The sequence below is a fragment of the Psychrobacter urativorans genome, from assembly GCF_904846695.1.
Taxonomy (GTDB): Bacteria; Pseudomonadota; Gammaproteobacteria; order Pseudomonadales; family Moraxellaceae; genus Psychrobacter; species Psychrobacter urativorans.
This window is the reverse complement of record NZ_CAJHBR010000001.1, coordinates 143,631-159,687: the sequence shown is the minus strand read 5'-3', so window position 1 is coordinate 159,687 and position 16,057 is coordinate 143,631. Positions and strand designations below refer to the sequence as shown.

At 41.2% G+C, this 16,057-nt stretch carries 13 protein-coding genes and 4 tRNA genes; 11 read left to right on the top strand and 6 right to left on the bottom strand.

What is annotated here, in order from left to right; all coding sequences use genetic code 11:
- Positions 1-49: 49 nt before the first annotated feature.
- Positions 50-1,189, bottom strand: coding sequence for an aminotransferase class V-fold PLP-dependent enzyme (locus JMY09_RS00675; RefSeq protein WP_201621663.1), 1,140 nt, complete (start codon positions 1,187-1,189; stop codon positions 50-52).
- Positions 1,190-1,849: 660 nt separating this feature from the next.
- A complete protein-coding gene (gene hemA, locus JMY09_RS00670) occupies positions 1,850-3,214 on the bottom strand; it encodes a glutamyl-tRNA reductase (RefSeq protein ID WP_201621939.1) in 1,365 nt (454 codons plus the stop codon).
- 611 nt (positions 3,215-3,825) lie between these two features.
- Between hemA and JMY09_RS00665 the strand changes: the two genes are divergently transcribed.
- From JMY09_RS00665 to panD, 10 genes are all read left to right on the top strand, one after another.
- A complete protein-coding gene (locus JMY09_RS00665; RefSeq protein WP_201621662.1) occupies positions 3,826-5,784 on the top strand; it encodes a tetratricopeptide repeat protein in 1,959 nt (652 codons plus the stop codon).
- A 178-nt stretch (positions 5,785-5,962) separates the two neighbouring features.
- Positions 5,963-6,610, top strand: a complete 648-nt coding sequence (gene lolB / locus JMY09_RS00660) for a lipoprotein insertase outer membrane protein LolB (RefSeq protein ID WP_201621661.1) — start codon at positions 5,963-5,965, stop codon at positions 6,608-6,610.
- A gap of 24 nt (positions 6,611-6,634) precedes the next feature.
- Complete coding sequence (gene ispE, locus JMY09_RS00655) at positions 6,635-7,588, top strand: 4-(cytidine 5'-diphospho)-2-C-methyl-D-erythritol kinase (protein ID WP_227677087.1); 954 nt, start codon at positions 6,635-6,637, stop codon at positions 7,586-7,588.
- A 50-nt stretch (positions 7,589-7,638) separates the two neighbouring features.
- Positions 7,639-8,199: a hypothetical protein gene (locus JMY09_RS00650; RefSeq protein WP_201621660.1), complete on the top strand. Its 561-nt coding sequence runs from the start codon at positions 7,639-7,641 to the stop codon at positions 8,197-8,199.
- Between the two features lie 187 nt (positions 8,200-8,386).
- Positions 8,387-8,461 (top strand) — tRNA-Gln (locus tag JMY09_RS00645).
- Positions 8,462-8,686: 225 nt separating this feature from the next.
- Positions 8,687-8,761: transfer RNA gene (locus tag JMY09_RS00640), tRNA-Gln, on the top strand.
- A gap of 108 nt (positions 8,762-8,869) precedes the next feature.
- Positions 8,870-9,817: a ribose-phosphate pyrophosphokinase gene (locus JMY09_RS00635; RefSeq protein ID WP_201621659.1), complete on the top strand. Its 948-nt coding sequence runs from the start codon at positions 8,870-8,872 to the stop codon at positions 9,815-9,817.
- Between the two features lie 299 nt (positions 9,818-10,116).
- Entirely contained in the window at positions 10,117-10,806 is a 690-nt protein-coding gene (locus tag JMY09_RS00630) for a 50S ribosomal protein L25/general stress protein Ctc (protein WP_201621658.1), read from the top strand.
- Between the two features lie 205 nt (positions 10,807-11,011).
- Positions 11,012-11,593, top strand: coding sequence for an aminoacyl-tRNA hydrolase (gene pth / locus JMY09_RS00625; protein ID WP_201621657.1), 582 nt, complete (start codon positions 11,012-11,014; stop codon positions 11,591-11,593).
- 285 nt (positions 11,594-11,878) lie between these two features.
- Positions 11,879-12,259, top strand: coding sequence for an aspartate 1-decarboxylase (gene panD / locus JMY09_RS00620; RefSeq protein ID WP_201621656.1), 381 nt, complete (start codon positions 11,879-11,881; stop codon positions 12,257-12,259).
- A 303-nt stretch (positions 12,260-12,562) separates the two neighbouring features.
- Here panD and JMY09_RS00615 read toward each other — a convergent pair whose 3' ends face one another.
- From JMY09_RS00615 to JMY09_RS00605, 3 genes are all read right to left on the bottom strand, one after another.
- On the bottom strand, positions 12,563-13,156 hold the full coding sequence (locus JMY09_RS00615; protein ID WP_201621937.1) for an RDD family protein: 594 nt from the start codon (positions 13,154-13,156) through the stop codon (positions 12,563-12,565).
- Positions 13,157-13,477: 321 nt separating this feature from the next.
- Positions 13,478-13,554 (bottom strand) — tRNA-Arg (locus JMY09_RS00610).
- A 183-nt stretch (positions 13,555-13,737) separates the two neighbouring features.
- Positions 13,738-13,827 (bottom strand) — tRNA-Ser (locus tag JMY09_RS00605).
- Positions 13,828-14,251: 424 nt separating this feature from the next.
- Here JMY09_RS00605 and JMY09_RS00600 point away from each other — a divergent pair.
- Positions 14,252-15,061: a hydroxymethylpyrimidine/phosphomethylpyrimidine kinase gene (locus tag JMY09_RS00600; RefSeq protein ID WP_201621655.1), complete on the top strand. Its 810-nt coding sequence runs from the start codon at positions 14,252-14,254 to the stop codon at positions 15,059-15,061.
- Between the two features lie 363 nt (positions 15,062-15,424).
- Here the strand turns inward: JMY09_RS00600 and JMY09_RS00595 are convergent, their stop codons facing one another.
- The gene (locus JMY09_RS00595) at positions 15,425-15,985 is read right to left on the bottom strand and encodes a YggT family protein (RefSeq protein ID WP_227677086.1); all 561 of its coding nucleotides are present in this window, start codon (positions 15,983-15,985) and stop codon (positions 15,425-15,427) included.
- Positions 15,986-16,057 lie beyond the last annotated feature (72 nt).

Sequence of the window (16,057 nt, the reverse complement as noted above, 5' to 3'; positions counted from 1 at the left end):
TTAAAACAAACTAATGAGCTTGCTGCTAACTTTTAAGCTGTCTGTGCTATTAAGCCATAGAAAGTACTTGATTAAGTACCTTCTCAAAACGCTCAACAGTACCATCGATATCTTGTAGCTTATCAAAACCGAATAGACCTAGACGGAAAGTCTTGAAGCTATCAGGCTCGCCACATTTAAGCGGTACACCAGCAGCGATTTGCATACCAAGTTCAGCGAAGATACTACCTTTATGGATATCATCACGACCAGTATAAGAAACTACTACGCCTGGGGCTTTATAGCCCTCAGCAGCCACACTTTCAAAACCGTTAGACTCTAATACGTGACGGATACGGTTACCCAGTTCCCACTGCGCATCACATAACTTATCTAAGCCAATTTCTTTGGCTTCATTAACCGTGTCACGGAACTGACGTAAGCTATCGGTTGGCATAGTAGCATGATAAGCATGACCACCATTTTCAAAGGCACGCATAATCGTCAACCACTGCTTTAAGTCAAGGCTAAAGCTATTAGATTCAGTAGTTTCTACTTTTTTGACAGCCGCTTCACTCATCATAACTATGCCGGCACAAGGAGTACTGCTCCAACCTTTTTGCGGGGCACTAATAAGTACGTCAATACCTAGATCTTTCATATCTAACCAGATACAGCCTGAGGCGATACAATCGATAACTAGTAGGCCACCAACGCTATGCGTAGCTTCGGCTAACGCTTTAATATAATGATTCGGTAAGATAATACCAGCTGACGTTTCAACGTGTGGGGCAAAAACGATACCAGGCTTATGCTCTTTAATTTGAGCAACCGCCGTTTCGATATCGATAGGAGCAAATGGCTTAGGAGCCTCACTATCATCAGTACGTTCAGCAGCCAAAACAGTAGTCGTTTTGCCAAGGTTGTTTTTTTCTAAAATTTGCGTCCAACGATAGCTGAACCAACCATTACGAATGATTAAACAATCTTGATCACGAGCTAGCTGGGCAGCAACCGCTTCCATACCAAAAGTACCAGCACCTGGAATAATAGCCACGGCTTCAGCTTTATAAACTGCTTTTAGATCGCGAGACAAGTCATTCATAACTTGCTGGAATGAGCCTGACATATGATTTAGGGCACGGTCAGTATAAACGACTGAATATTCTAATAAACCTTCTGGATCAATATCTTTAAGTAATGCAGACATAGGACGTTCCTTGTTTGTGGTTAAGTTATTTACCGATAATCAATTAATTTATAGATACTGTTTTTGTAGATACTGTTTTTATAGACAATAGTTGTTTAGCTACTATTTGCTGGTAACTTAAACTAAGTTATCAATAAATTTCAGACATAGATGTATTAAATAAAATACATAAAATGAGTGCTGCTGATTATTTATCGATAATACTTATGACGTTACTACTGGGGTATTAAAAGAGGGTGCGACATGGATTTGACGATATAGCACTTTATCCTAGCGCTATTGCCGTTGGCAATTTATGCTATACGCAAGGCTGCGTTTAGCATCAGCATCATTATAGTTGTTGCGCAGTGGCAAACAGAGGACAATGAAGACTGGTGATTTATAATTAAAGTTAGCAATTATTCATCAGTAACAACCGCTATCAATACTACTAACTGATGCTATCAATGCTTATAGGATGCTATCACTAGCACGGGCTAAGTCAATACTATCCGCTTAACCTATTAACTAAGTCTTTTAAAGAATTAGAACTATATTGGCTTAATAACAAGCTTTAAATTAACAGAATTTCAGACTGTTGTCATTAACTATTAGCGTTTTGAAAACAATATTGAGCTTATTATCCTAGCATTGATAATTAGGCTTAACAAGGCTCTGTTGTTATCGCCGCTTACGATAAGCATCATGTAGACCAGAAACCACAAAATCAAGCAATTGACTGTCGCCTTCACGAGCGGCTTTACGCATTAGCTTCGAAGGAGCATGAGTTAAAGTCTGAGTGAGTTGCCGTGACAATTCGATAATCGCCGCTTCAGTGTCGACTTCTGCATTCTCAACTTGCTTAAGAGTAGCCGTGAGTAGCTGCTGTACTTGTGCATAAGTATTAGTGCGATATTGCTGTATATCGGCTCCGACTTTGCGTACTTGAAACTGGCGTTCCATTTCGACTACCAATTGGCTGACTAATAGCTCGGCATCGACTGCCGCCTGTCTGCGCTGTTCTAAATTACCAGCAATCACATGCTGTAAGTCATCTATAGAGTAAAGATAGACGTCATCCATCCGACTAATAGTAGAGTCAATGTCACGAGGTACTGCCAAATCTATCATCAACATCGGCTGATAACGGCGACGTTTTAGTGCTTGTGCGGTCATATTTTTGTCAATCAGTACCGCCATGCTGCCACTACAGCTACTGACAATATCAGCTTCTGCTAGTAGTTGCGGTAACTCGTCTAACCCTCGAACTTCGACCCTACGATTGGCTTGACGCAGCTCAGCTGCTAGTGCTTCTGCTCGCTCAGGACTGCGGTTACAGATGATGATCCGCCCCACCCCAAGCCCAGCGATATGCATAGTGACTAAACGATTCATCTCGCCAGCAGCGACGACTAACAGTGTCCGACTGGGCAGGTTATCGAAGATTTGAGTCACTAATTTGGCGGCGGCAAAGCCAAGCGATACGGCTTGTGCGCCAACGTTAGTTTCATTACGTACTCGTTTGGCGGCCGCAAATACTTGGTCGATCACCCAACCTAACTGAGAGCTGACCGCATGCTCTGTCTGTGATAAGTGTACCGCTTGTTTGATCTGGCCCAATATCTGCGGCTCCCCCAAGATCATAGAGTCTAGACCAGCGGCAACTCGTAGCCAGTGCGTCAAGGCGTGCGTATCTCGGTGCACATACAAAAAAGGCTCAATCTCAGAAACAGCTATGTTTTTGAATTTCGCTAGCCATTGCTTGACGATGACAATATGCTCATCCGTTGCCGCAGTCATAGAAGCTGAACTATTAGAAGCTGAGCTATTATTAGGGCTAGAGTCTGCATCAGCCAATTGCGGTACTGCTTGTGGGACTAGGACATATATCTCGGTACGGTTGCAGGTTGACACAATGACGCTACCATCGGTAAAAACCTTTAACTCAGTCAAAGCAGTGTTCAAATCGTTACCCACAAACGCCAAGCGCTCACGCAAAGCGACTGGTGCGGTTTTGTGATTGACCCCGATGACCACTAATCTCATCATTTATAGACCATAAATATAACGCTCATTTTACCTGTTAGCCCAGCTACAGCAAGCGGTTAGCTAACAACAGTAATCCGCTAATTAGCTACTGACAATACGATAAATAGTCAGTAATAGCAGCTATGACGTTATTAATTTGAATAGGTTGACAGCAGCGTTAACTAAAATAGCCGCTGCTCAAAAAGGTGTTGTAGCAAATACAAAGCTGGGTATTATATCATTGTTAGTTGTTTTATTTAATACTTAGCCTACTACGCCAGTACTGATTGTGTTTATCTGGGCACGAAGGGCACAAATCAACTGCCACAGCACTTTTAATTGCTACTATACGTACCCATTACCGCCAGTGCTAAATTAGATTTTATTACTATTGACTCTAATAGCGCATGGCTTAAATCTAAGCTCTATTTAACAGATGCAAATAGCAGCAGTAAGGCAATCAGGGCGAAGGCTAAAGCCTTAGAGCTTTAAAATATATTAGCAACTTAGCTTTCTAAACTTGCTAAAGACAGACTATAAGTAACAGGAGTACTCTTGTTTAGCAAAGTCATCTGCTTTTATACTTAGGTTTGATTATTGACTGTTTTTATGGATAAGTATGACTGTCTATGGACTTTTTTAAGTTTCTTTATCGATCAAGATCAGCGTTTGACTATGCCGACGACAATCCGTTTGGTATTAGTACTTTATTAAACGCTATTATCAAGCGTTTACAGCAGCGCCGCAAGCTGACCTTGTTGTTGGCAGCCTGTCTGTGTTTAGCTGCCCCCTGCTATGCTCATGCTCATATATTTAGCCCTTTGCTCGAAGCCATACTGCCGCGTAGCAGTTCTGAAAAACCTCAAGCTAGCACCGCTGCTACTGATACGGTAACTAGCGATACTAAAATTATACTGCCTACTGACCTTAGTAATCCTTCTGCTACTACTGCCCCTGCTGTAGAGTTAGAGTTGACTAAGCAACCTCGGCCGCCACTCAGTGAGCCGAGCTTATATGCGTTGTTGGACGCTGAGTTTGCTGCTAATCGTGGTAACACTCGTCGCGCTTTGGTTTTATATAAGCAGCAATCCTTTAAAGAGGATGCTACTGCTGTCTTTGAGCGTGCTCTTGGCTTTTCATTGAATAATGAAGATGTGCATGAGTCATTAGATTTTGCTAAGAGCTGGCTAGACCAAAACCCTGATCATGTACCTGCTTGGTTCTATGTGGCGCACTTAGCGCTAAAAGCGCATGACTACACTTTAGCAGGTGAAACCCTTAATCGCATCTTGCGTTATGATCCACGAGCAGATTTAAGCGAGATTTTAATAGGGATTTATCCTGAAAATGATGACGATCAGCGTGAGTTACTGGCTGCTCTACAGCCTATTGATAGTCAGCAGAATGCTTCATTGTCGGTACTGAAAGCTGGTTTGCTTAATCAATTTAATGATCCGCAGAATGCGATTATTCATATCAATCGCGCTTTGCTCACGCAGCCTGATTACGTCCCCTTCATTACCCTAAAAGCAGATATCTTACGCAAGATAGAGTCCACTGAAACGGTACTCAGCTACGTCAACCAAGCGCGCCTACGTAACCCTGATAGCAAAAACTTATACTTATACGAAATTAGATATCTGCTCGATCTGAAACAAAGTAAGCAAGCATGGGATCTGCTATTAAAAGCGCAAAATCGTTTTAATGATGACAACGAGATTACTTTATTAGCAGCCTTAGTAAGTTTGGATGTCGAGCAATATCGTACTGCCGATCAGCTGTTAAACATTTTGGTCAAGAGTCCAGCATATCTCGATCAAGCCTATTATTATTTGGGGATAAGCGCTGAGCGTCAACAACGCTTTGAGCAAGCTAAATACTACTTAAACGCAGTAGTGCGTGAAGATCTAGTATTAGCAGCACGCGAAAAAGTGGTATCTTTTGAATTGCTTAACGATAATATCGAGGGAGCGATCAATACTCTACAGCTGTTGCGCCAACAGTATCCTGTGTTCGCGCCTGATAGTTATGTAATGCAAGCTGATATTTTATGGCAGCATAATGAAGCCGAAAAAGCCCTGCAATTATTAACTCGTGTCAGTCGCAAGTATCCAGACAATGAGCTAATACTATTCGCCCGTGCGCAACTACTCGATGATAGTAAAGATTACTTAATAAAACGTACTTTGCTCAATCATTTGCAAGCCTTAGACCCTAGCAACTTGTCTTACCAGCTCAGTTACGCCCAGCTACTATTAGCTAATAATCGTAGCTCAGAGCAAGGCTTAGAGCTAGCTAAGAACCTTATTCAAATACGCTATGATGATCCACGTTATGACAATGAGCTGCAACTACAAGCGCTTAATTTGCTTGCTAGCAATGCTCTTGCCACTGAAAACTATGCGCAAGTTATCAATTATTTGCAAACCCCTTACGATGTACTACCTACCTTGCGCTCAGGTGAGCTACTGCTACGTGCCTATCAAGGCTTAGGGGCTGATGAGAAAGTCGAAGCTTTATTAGCTGATTTACAGCAACGTTTTTCTTTCGGTCAGCGCAACCTTAATGATCGAGTACAGCTTTATTAAGGGATTGTTATAACCGTTATTTTCACTAGTGCTAGCACAAGCCGGTTATAACAAGCTAACAACTATCCATAAATAAGTAACATAAATAGCTTAAGCTAGCTTTTTGTTATGCGGACTCTACTAGTTCGCTGGGTTTTTAATTTTGCAAAACTTGAACTATCACTTTTGAGGAATAATGATGTCATCACTATTAAAGCTAGCTCAGCCAACCATAACTCAACATAAACCAGTAAAATTAATGGCTATTGCCGCAGCAAGTGCCACATTGTTAATGATTTCCGGTTGTCAGTCGCTACCCAAAAACCAAGTAGCCACTACTCCTACTACAATGCCAGTGCAAAAGCTAAGTGACTTTAATATCAACGGTAAAATCGGCGTGACTACTCCGGCTGATAGTGCTAATAATACTACCGCACAAGGTGGCAGCGCCTTTTATGCTTGGGGTCAGCAAAATGATCGTTTCGCTATTGAACTGATCGGTGCGCTAGGTATCGGCAAGACCAACATACAGTACGATGGTAAGACGGCAACCTTAGTCAGTGAAAAGACTGGTACTTTGAGCGCTGATAACCCTGAAACCTTGCTACAAAAAGCTACCGGCTGGCAAGCCCCTATCTCGCAAATGCCGTATTGGATCTCTGGTCGTTCTGCACCCTCAGATAGTGCTCCGCAGCTGGACAGTCAAGGCCGATTAATCAGCTCAATCAATGGTGATTGGACGGCTAACTTCAGCTATAAAGGTAATGACAAGCTGCCTAATAAGATCAGTGCCATGCAACCCGCCGGTCATAAAGTAGTGATGACTATCAATCATCAAAATCAATAAGCTTTTTTACTAGTATATTTATTTATGATTTCAGACCATAACATTTCAAACAGCTCAATTACTCGTTTGTCACCGGCCAAGATTAATTTGTTTTTGCACATTACGGGCAAACGTACTGATGGCTATCACAACTTGCAAACGGTTTTCCGGCTGCTTGATTGGGGTGATTATCTGCACTTTTTATTAACAGACAAAGTAGTAAATATTGATGGCTCCTTAGACATTAATAAACTATGTAGTCAGTTGTTGGTGTTAACAGGTGCAGATGCGATAACTACTAGCGTAGAAGACAATCTAATCTTTAAGGCGGCACGCGCACTAGTAGCGTCTGCCATACAGTCAAACAAACTACCTAAGCAGCTACCGCAAGTACAAGTCACTTTAGACAAGCGTCTCCCAATGGGTGCAGGTTTAGGCGGTGGCTCATCTAATGCCGCGACTACCTTATTAGCATTAAATGAGATTTGGCAGCTTAACTTTGATAAAAATGAACAGATAAAAATCGGTACTACGATTGGCGCCGATGTGCCAATATTTATCTTTGGTCAAGATGCTATCGCTATGGGTATTGGCGAGCAGCTGACTGCCATCGATTTGCCAGATCAGCACTATTTACTACTGACACCTGACGCTCATGTCGATACTGCTAAGCTATTTGCTCATGCAAAATTGCAGCGTGATATGGCGTCGATATCGGTTGCAACTATTAAAGATCAATTTACTGCCTATACACAAAACCTGATAACGCCTTATGAAAATGTATTTACCCCAGTGGTGACGAGACTCGCTCCTGAGGTTGATGAGGCACTAAAGTATTTGCAAAGATTACAGAAAATAGCATTAGGCACAGCACGCATGACTGGCTCTGGCAGCGCGGTGTTTTTACCATTGGATGCAACTGTTGCCAGTGATGAAAAGCTTTTGGCAAAGTGGCTTGAAGAGGCACCTTGTACGGGATATATAGTTGGCAGTTTATGAGTTTGGACGGTAGTGATAAAGCAACGTTCTTAATCTAAAGGTCATTTATAATGAAAACAGGTTGTTCTACACGCTCTATAATTATCTTCCCTCTCTTAATATCAATGACTGGCTGTACTAGTAATACCGATTCGCCTTCACCCTCTTCGGTAGTCAATCCCGATACTCAAAACGTCACGTTACCTGAGCCAAAAGTATCTATCGATAGTATGGCTAGTGATGTCAGCATTAACGACTCTGAAAATAAGCCATATGCTAAGTTTTTTACCTATCCATATGAGCATGGTGTGGAAATAGAACCCGCTATGGACGGTACTTTAGTTATGAAGGATGGATGTTTGCTTATCCAAAACGCTGATAGGCTTAACGTTCCTATTTTTCCTCAGGGTATAACCACTTGGAATGAAGAGACACAGACTCTGACAGCCAATGGCGTTGATATACCTTTGAACACTGAGCTATTTACTAATGGACCCTTAGACGGCGGAAAACACAATCCTAACTACGATTACGATTTTGAGCAACAAGCAGATCCTAAATGTTTGGAAAATAGATATATCCAATTTTTGGGTTCACAGTTCATGCATGTCAGAGATTTGCCAAATCATTAACCTATACAAGCTAAAACTTCAACCAAACACTGTCTATAGCGTGTAAATAAAATTATTATAAAGGCAGTGTATAAATTCTCATTAACTCAACATCCGTTTTATTTTTACCCTATTACGAATAAAAGCCAGAAAAAGGCGCAAAGCGCTTGCAAAATCTGAAAATTTACTTATAATAGGTCGCCTCAATAGGGGTATAGCCAAGTTGGTAAGGCATCAGGTTTTGATCCTGACACCGTTGGTTCGAGTCCAGCTACCCCTACCATATTATTAGTTCATGTTATATGGGTTATCTTGCTAAGTTTTTGACATCCGTTAAGAGATTAACTGAATGATAGCAATTGACAACACCCACCTGTTTTCGGTATAGTTCGCAACGAACACCGTTAATGAAAGTTGACTATCAGCTACTATATAATAGCGATAAGATGACTTGTTAAGTAATAGCATTTTAAATAACTATTATTTAAAGTGTCTGTATGTACAATACAGGGGTATAGCCAAGTTGGTAAGGCATCAGGTTTTGATCCTGACACCGTTGGTTCGAGTCCAGCTACCCCTACCATTTTTTAGTGCACAACATCACTAACTACGTTCTCCACTCTTTTCTGAATTTGAGCAGTTTGACACTGCTTAGCGGTCGCTGCTTGAGTCACTCAATAGGACTTCAGTCATGCCTTATTTGGCGATTTTTACGGGTAATGCCCACCCTGAATTAGCGAAAACAGTAGCCGACCACCTCCATATCCCTCTTGGTAAAGCTGATATCACACGTTTTTCTGACGGCGAAATTGCGGTAGAAATCAAAGAACACGTGCGCGGAAAAGATGTGTTTATCATGCAGCCTACTTGCTCCCCTACTAATGACAATCTCATGGAAATCATGATGATGGCTGACGCTTTGCGTCGCTCGAGTGCTGGTCGTATCACTGCAGTGATGCCCTACTTTGGTTATGCTCGTCAAGATCGTCGTCCCCGTTCTGCTCGAGTGCCTATTTCTGCCAAAGTTGTTGCTGATATGCTCAACATTGTTAGTATTGATCGAGTGATGACTGTTGATCTACATTCTGATCAAATTCAGGGTTTTTTCGATATTCCAGTAGACAATATCTACGCTACTCCTGTATTACTCAATGACCTATTAAAACAAGATTATGACAACATCATGGTAGTTTCTCCTGATGTTGGTGGCGTAGTACGTGCTCGTGCTATGGCCAAGCAATTAGGCGATAGTGATTTGGCTATCATTGATAAGCGTCGTGCGCGCGCTAACGAATCACAAGTAATGAACATCATTGGTGATGTCCGTGATCGTGATTGTGTCATTGTTGATGATATGGTCGATACAGCGGGAACGCTATGTAAAGCGGCTCAAGCCCTAAAAGATAGCGGCGCTCGTCGTGTAATGGCTTATATCACTCATCCAGTATTATCAGGTGATGCACTGAAGAACATCAGCGAGTCGGCATTGGATGAAATCGTAGTTACCGATACTATTCCACTTTCTGCAGCGGCTGCCGCTTGTAGTAAAATACGTCAAATATCTATCGCTCCTATGCTAGCTGAGAGCTTACGTCGTATCAATAACGAAGAATCTATCAGTGCTATGTTTGATGTTTAATAGTCACTAGTTACTAGTTACTAGTTACTTATGATCATTAGCGCTTATATTGCTAGTATCGACGGTTAAAGACGACAAATTAGTTATAAATCCAGCGCTAAGAGTTATTCTTTAGCGCTGGATTTTTTTGTAAGCCTTTATTATTACTACAAAACCACGTATAATGCGCGCCTGTGTTAACCATTTGGGCTTTATAAGTCCGGTAACACAAAAAAGTGCTGTTAGTACAATAGTGGATTGGTCGCAAATCCATAGAGTTACTAGCAGATACTTCACTTATTCTTTATAGGATTATAACCATGAGCATTGACCATTTCGCAATAAACGCAGTTGATCGTTCTGCAGAACAACAAGGTAAAGGTGCGAGCCGCCGCCTACGTAAGCAGAATTTAGTTCCTGCAATCATTTATGGCGGTGGCGAAGAGCCAACTACCATTTCAATCAAAATCAATGAACTAGTAAAGTCGCTTGAATATGAAGCCTTCTTTTCACAGATTTTGACTATTACTCTTGATACAGGTAATGAGCATCAAGTTGTTATCAAAGCGTTGCAGCGTCATCCAGCTAAAGGCTTTCCAATGCATGCTGACTTTCAGCGCGTTGTAAAAGGTCAAAAAATCAACATGAACATCCCTGTTCATTTTGCAGGTCGTGAAGAAGCGCCTGGTACTAAAGCTGGTGGTATTCTATCAACGCTAGTTACTGATATCGAAATCGTTTGCCTACCATCACAGCTACCTGAATATCTAGAAATAGATGTATCTGGTATGGAAATTGGTGATCTTTTCCGTTTATCAGACATCAAATTGCCTGAAGGCGTTATCATCTTTGATCTTGACATGGAAGATGCGCACGACCGTACTATCGTTAACATGCAGCCACCAACAGTTGAAGAAGTTGATGAAGAAGCAGATGACGTTGATGCAGCTGAAGTTCCAGCTACAGAGCAGAGCGATAAAGCAGCTAGCGAAGATAAAGACGCCGAATAATAGAACTTATCTTCTGATATAGTATTTTGTTAAATATCCTATGACAGAAGTTAGTTGCGTTAGAAAACAGCAGGAGATAATTATCTCCTGCTGTTTTTGTAATTACGTTTTGAAAAACTAATTTTAACGTTACTTTTTCAAAACGTATGTCCTAAGCATAAGGTAATTCTCACCTTTCCTACTAATAGCTACACTGAGTATTGTTATGTCTATAAAGCTTATCGTTGGTCTTGGTAATCCCGGTCAAGAGTATATGTTCACTCGTCATAATGCTGGTTTTTGGTTTGTGCAACATTTAGCCCAACAGTTCAATATCACTTTATCTGCTGACAAAAAATTCCATGGCGTTACTGGTCGTGGTCAGATTCACGGCTCTGATGTACGCCTGTTATTACCACTAACTTTTATGAATAAGTCAGGCCAGTCGGTAGTGCCGATGGTGAATTTTTATAATATTGATAACGATCAGCTGCTAATCGCTCATGATGAGCTGGATATTCCTGCAGGTAGTATCAAGTTAAAAACGGATGGCGGTCATGGTGGTCATAATGGCTTACGTGATATCACTCCACATATCGGCAGTGATTTTCATCGTCTACGTGTAGGGATAGGTCATCCAGGACATAAGTCTAAAGTCAGTGGTCATGTACTCTCAAAGGCTTCGCCTAATGAGCAGATCGCTATCGATAGCGCTTTGACAGCGGCTTTTGAAGCCTTACCCTTATTATTAGAAGGTAAGATTGAGCGCGCACGCGAGCAAATTAATGGCTTTAAACTACCTGCTTGACACGGTATGATATGCCCTGTTTTAATAACCGCTGTTTTTTAGACTTTCGTTGACTATCTAAGTTGTGCAATGTTGCCATCTACTCTAGTATTTGTGGCCAGTTAGTACAGCCAACTATTAACGCTGAGTGGTTATTGCAGCGCCATTAGTACCAGCTTAAATTTTAATAGTAGCTTTAATTTATCAGTTATGTCCCCATTAACGCTGTAGTTAATCCGTTTATTAGCTATCGTTAATCCATTTAATATCAGTTACTTAATATCAGTTACACTAAGGAAGCAACTTATGCTACTTAACATGCTTAAATGCAAATTGCATCGCGCTCGTGTCACCCATGCCGAGTTACATTATGAAGGCTCGTGTGGTATTGATAGCGATTTATTAGATCTCGCTGGTTTGCGCGAAAACGAATCTATCGATATCTACAATGTCACTAATGGCAAACGCTTTCGCACTTATGTTATCCGTGCTGAAGCCGGTTCAGGCATCATCTCATTGAATGGTGCTGCTGCTCATATGGCCGATTTAGGCGATATCGTTATTATTTGCGCTTATGCTCATTTCGATGAAGTTGAAGCCGCTATTTATCAGCCAAAACTGGTTTATTGTAATGAAGATAATAGCGTAAGAGATACTGCTAACGTTATTCCAGTACAAGTCGCTTAACAGCAGTTATTATTTTAGGTAATTCTCGAATCATTATTTTAGTAGTTGTTTGAGAGCGTTAAGCAGGTTTAAATTTAATAGTTATTTAATGAGCCGAATGATATTTTTAGTTTATTAGAAATTATAACTATTGAAGACCTAACAAGCACGCATAAAAAAGCTGAATCTACATTTGATTCAGCTTTTTTTATGCCTTTTTATTGACCATGTTTTCTAGCCCTTTTAATTTTAACCAAGGGACATTTTGCTGTGGTAAGCGATAGTTAAGCCGTCGCTAAGCCTATAATACAGTTGTTATACCCTTTATTTATTTTTCTTACGGTTTCTAAAACCGCTCCATAGGCCTTCTTGTGCTACTTTTGGCATTTTTAAGGTAATAGTATTAGATATCATGTCTTGTACTGCTAAGCCACGACTGTTGAATAGACAAAAAAGGTAGTTAAACATTAAGCCAAAGAACGCACTGAGTAATAGTACTGCGCGCGATCCGCCTATCAGGCTACCGATTATGCCGCATAATAGAGGCATTAAACAAGCTGCCAAAATACGCTTAAAGGACTGTCCCCAAGTCAATAGATGACCGGTATTATTAACCGTTTTAAGACGCCAAGTCTGCATTCCTAGGGTTTGGCCACCACGACGCCAAAACAAGCCGTAGAACCCTACTAGCGTTAAGATAAATGAGGGAGTCATGATGAAGTTCTGATACCAAGTTGGCAGTGACTGCGCTTGCGCTGAGTCGGTACCCGTTTGCATAGTCAGTAAAGTACCAATGACGGTCAACACCGTGCCAACCAAGAACAGCAAGGCTAATATCAACATACCATCATAGACAATAGCTATCACCCGCTCAAATGGTTTGGCGATGCTCAGCTCATCGACAACTACAGGCTTCATAACGCGATTTAAAAGTTTTCTTTCATCTAGCAAAGGACTTTTACTTTCATCTATCAAAGGACTTTTACTTTCAGAGATTGATTCAACATCAACTTTTATTCTGACATCAACTTTTAACTTACTTTTTCGCATTTTATAAAGTCCGTAGCAAGTAGAAAATAGTGCTGTTATTGTACCGTAAATTGTTCATTTAGCGGACATTAACATACACTAGTATTTGGTTGTACAGCGTATAAAATCGACAGACATAAAAAAACCGCCAAAATGTCAGAAGACAGGCGATTGATTTAGGTATTGCTTTTAAAGCGGTGATAATGCAAATGGTGCGCCTGGAGAGATTCGAACTCCCGACCCCTTAGTTCGTAGCCAAGTGCTCTATCCAACTGAGCTACAGGCGCGTATTGCACATCATCTACTGCGCAGTGATTAACTTTTGCAGTAAATTAGGTTGGTCATTATATAGATAATACAGCAGATGTCAATCTAATTATAAGATATATGCTAAATTATTTTAATCTAGCGGTTATCATAAAAGCTAACATCGATAAACTATATTTTAAATCTAATAATAACTGAATAAATGGCGGTGAAGGAGGGATTCGAACCCTCGATACGCTTACACGTATGGTTCCTTAGCAGGGAACTGGTTTCAGCCACTCACCCACTTCACCGAACGAGATAAGACTTCTATGAGATAGAATACAGTATCGATGCTAATGATACGTCCTAGTCGTGGGCGAGTATTATAACAAAGCCCAAACGAAATGCAAGCGTTGTATGCCACTTTAATCAACCTTTTTGCATAATAACGGTTTATTAGCGAATTTAAGGCTTTTAGCGCCGCTAAAATAGTGTTAATAGCAGCGAAATATCATCTTAGCCAGTTAATAACCTTAATTTTAGATCTTTAGTGAAATAACAGCAATCGGCTACTGTGGCTTTTTAGCAGCAAGCTAGCTATAGTCAGTAGCAGAAATTAAAAATCATTGAAGACAAATACAATCTTTTGATAAAAAATAGAAGCGGTTAATATAAATAGAAGCTTTTAGGGAAAAACAAACCACTATCACTAATAATAACTTATAAGGATAAGCCATGCGTCCGGTAGTATTGTGCTTTTCAGGATTAGACCCTTCAGGTGGGGCAGGATTACAAGCAGATATCGAAGCCATCGGTCAAGCCGGTGCTCATGCTGCCATTGCTTGTACAGCGATCACTGTGCAAAGCTCACAACGAGTCTTTAGCTTCCAAGCTTGTTACGCAGATTTAGTAAAAGCCCAAGCCATCGCCGTGCTCGATGACTTGCCTGTGAGCGTTATCAAGTCAGGTATGCTCGGTACTACAGACAATATCGCTATGTTAACCGATATGTTTGCTCAAGGACTTATTACTCAAGGCACGCCTTTTGTTTTAGATCCAGTATTAGTGGCTAATAGTGGCGGTAGTTTAGGTGATGAGCGCACTTTGGTAGCGGCATTTAGAAAACTGCTGCCTTATGCTACTTTGTTAACCCCAAACACTCATGAGCTGCGTGCTTTGAGCGGTGAACAAGACTTGCATACTGGCGCACAAAAGCTATGTGCCCAAGGTACTCAGGCGGTCCTAGTAAAGACCTCGCACGACTTTGATAGCGGTGATATTGAGCAGTATCTGTATCTGCAAGGTGAAATGGTATATAAAAGCACCTTAGCACGCCTACCAGGTGAGTTTCATGGCTCTGGTTGCTCACTAGCCAGCTTCATCGCTGGACGCCTTGCTGAGGGTGATAAGCTGATTGAGGCAGTTAAGGCGGCCGACCAGTGGATCGGTCAAACCTTGAGCAAGGCAGATGCTCCCCACCCCGATGATGCTAGTGCTCAGCTGATACCCAATCGCTTTATAACTAATGTAGTCGATACTAAATAAAACCGCTAAATCACTTTATCAGGCGAAACAGTGATAAGTTTTTCTGGGTTGCTGTGCCTATGTTGACAGAGGCTGCAAAAAACTGATTTCAATCTGGCGGTTTGGTTTCTACAATCAACTCACTGTAACGGCTAGCGCTAGTCTTAAAGCTTGTTAAACTTGCAATGGTAGACCTTACTGCTAGCGGCTCAAAGCGCTGCTGTAGAAAATGTAAATCGAAGATGATACAGCGGTTTGTTTAGTATTTAAGTGATATTTAGCTATTATTAGCATTTAGCATTAAAAAAAAGACGCCCTACTCATGAATAGGGCGTCTTTTTATTGACTAATACTAGCTGATTTTATGAGTTGCTCTTCGCCAGCTTAACCTAGCATTGGTAGCAAGCTATTAGCAATAGCGCCAACCATAATCTCAATCAAATAGAAGGCAAAAAATGCCATGATTGGTGATAAGTCGAGCATCCCTAAGTTCGGAGTAATACGACGAAACGGCTCTAAAATCGGCTCTGCTAAGCGCATGATAATACCGATAATCGGGTGCGCTGACTGAGTAAACACTACAATCCAGCTGACAATGATAGAGCCTATAACTACGTAGCGACACATGCGCAAAAAGTCTAAAATCAGACTTAACGAGCCTTGGAAAAATAGCGGTATAGGTGCAATGCCTTTATTGGCAAGCGCCGCCTTGCCAGCGATGTCAATTAAGCGAATAAGGAACATCAATACTATAGCGGCAATACTGATACGCCCTTGGCCTACCGTTGGAAAAATCCGTCCAAACACATCGACGATATGCGTAGCTTTATACGCAGGGCTAATCAGCGGCTCGCTAGCATCCATTCCGGCAAACTGCAGCATAAAGCGAATAAACACCAATAGCATCGCAAAGGTGGTAACCAAATCAAAAATTTGTAATAACATATCGTTCATTAAGTGCTACTCGATTTGCCTATAGTAATAGAATTTGGACTAATAAAAGTTAGGGTATGTTAA

What these genes read in the sequence shown, in the direction of transcription:
- JMY09_RS00665 (WP_201621662.1), top strand. Translation starts at nt 3,826, where the DNA reads ATGGACTTTTTTAAGTTTCTTTATCGATCAAGATCAGCGTTTGACTAT.
- ispE (WP_227677087.1), top strand. Translation starts at nt 6,635, where the DNA reads ATGATTTCAGACCATAACATTTCAAACAGCTCAATTACTCGTTTGTCA.
- JMY09_RS00615 (WP_201621937.1), bottom strand. Translation starts at nt 13,156, where the DNA reads ATGAAGCCTGTAGTTGTCGATGAGCTGAGCATCGCCAAACCATTTGAG.
- panD (WP_201621656.1), top strand. Translation starts at nt 11,879, where the DNA reads ATGCTACTTAACATGCTTAAATGCAAATTGCATCGCGCTCGTGTCACC.
- pth (WP_201621657.1), top strand. Translation starts at nt 11,012, where the DNA reads ATGTCTATAAAGCTTATCGTTGGTCTTGGTAATCCCGGTCAAGAGTAT.
- JMY09_RS00635 (WP_201621659.1), top strand. Translation starts at nt 8,870, where the DNA reads ATGCCTTATTTGGCGATTTTTACGGGTAATGCCCACCCTGAATTAGCG.
- JMY09_RS00630 (WP_201621658.1), top strand. Translation starts at nt 10,117, where the DNA reads ATGAGCATTGACCATTTCGCAATAAACGCAGTTGATCGTTCTGCAGAA.
- JMY09_RS00595 (WP_227677086.1), bottom strand. Translation starts at nt 15,985, where the DNA reads ATGTTATTACAAATTTTTGATTTGGTTACCACCTTTGCGATGCTATTG.
- JMY09_RS00675 (WP_201621663.1), bottom strand. Translation starts at nt 1,189, where the DNA reads ATGTCTGCATTACTTAAAGATATTGATCCAGAAGGTTTATTAGAATAT.
- hemA (WP_201621939.1), bottom strand. Translation starts at nt 3,214, where the DNA reads ATGAGATTAGTGGTCATCGGGGTCAATCACAAAACCGCACCAGTCGCT.
- lolB (WP_201621661.1), top strand. Translation starts at nt 5,963, where the DNA reads ATGTCATCACTATTAAAGCTAGCTCAGCCAACCATAACTCAACATAAA.
- JMY09_RS00650 (WP_201621660.1), top strand. Translation starts at nt 7,639, where the DNA reads ATGAAAACAGGTTGTTCTACACGCTCTATAATTATCTTCCCTCTCTTA.
- JMY09_RS00600 (WP_201621655.1), top strand. Translation starts at nt 14,252, where the DNA reads ATGCGTCCGGTAGTATTGTGCTTTTCAGGATTAGACCCTTCAGGTGGG.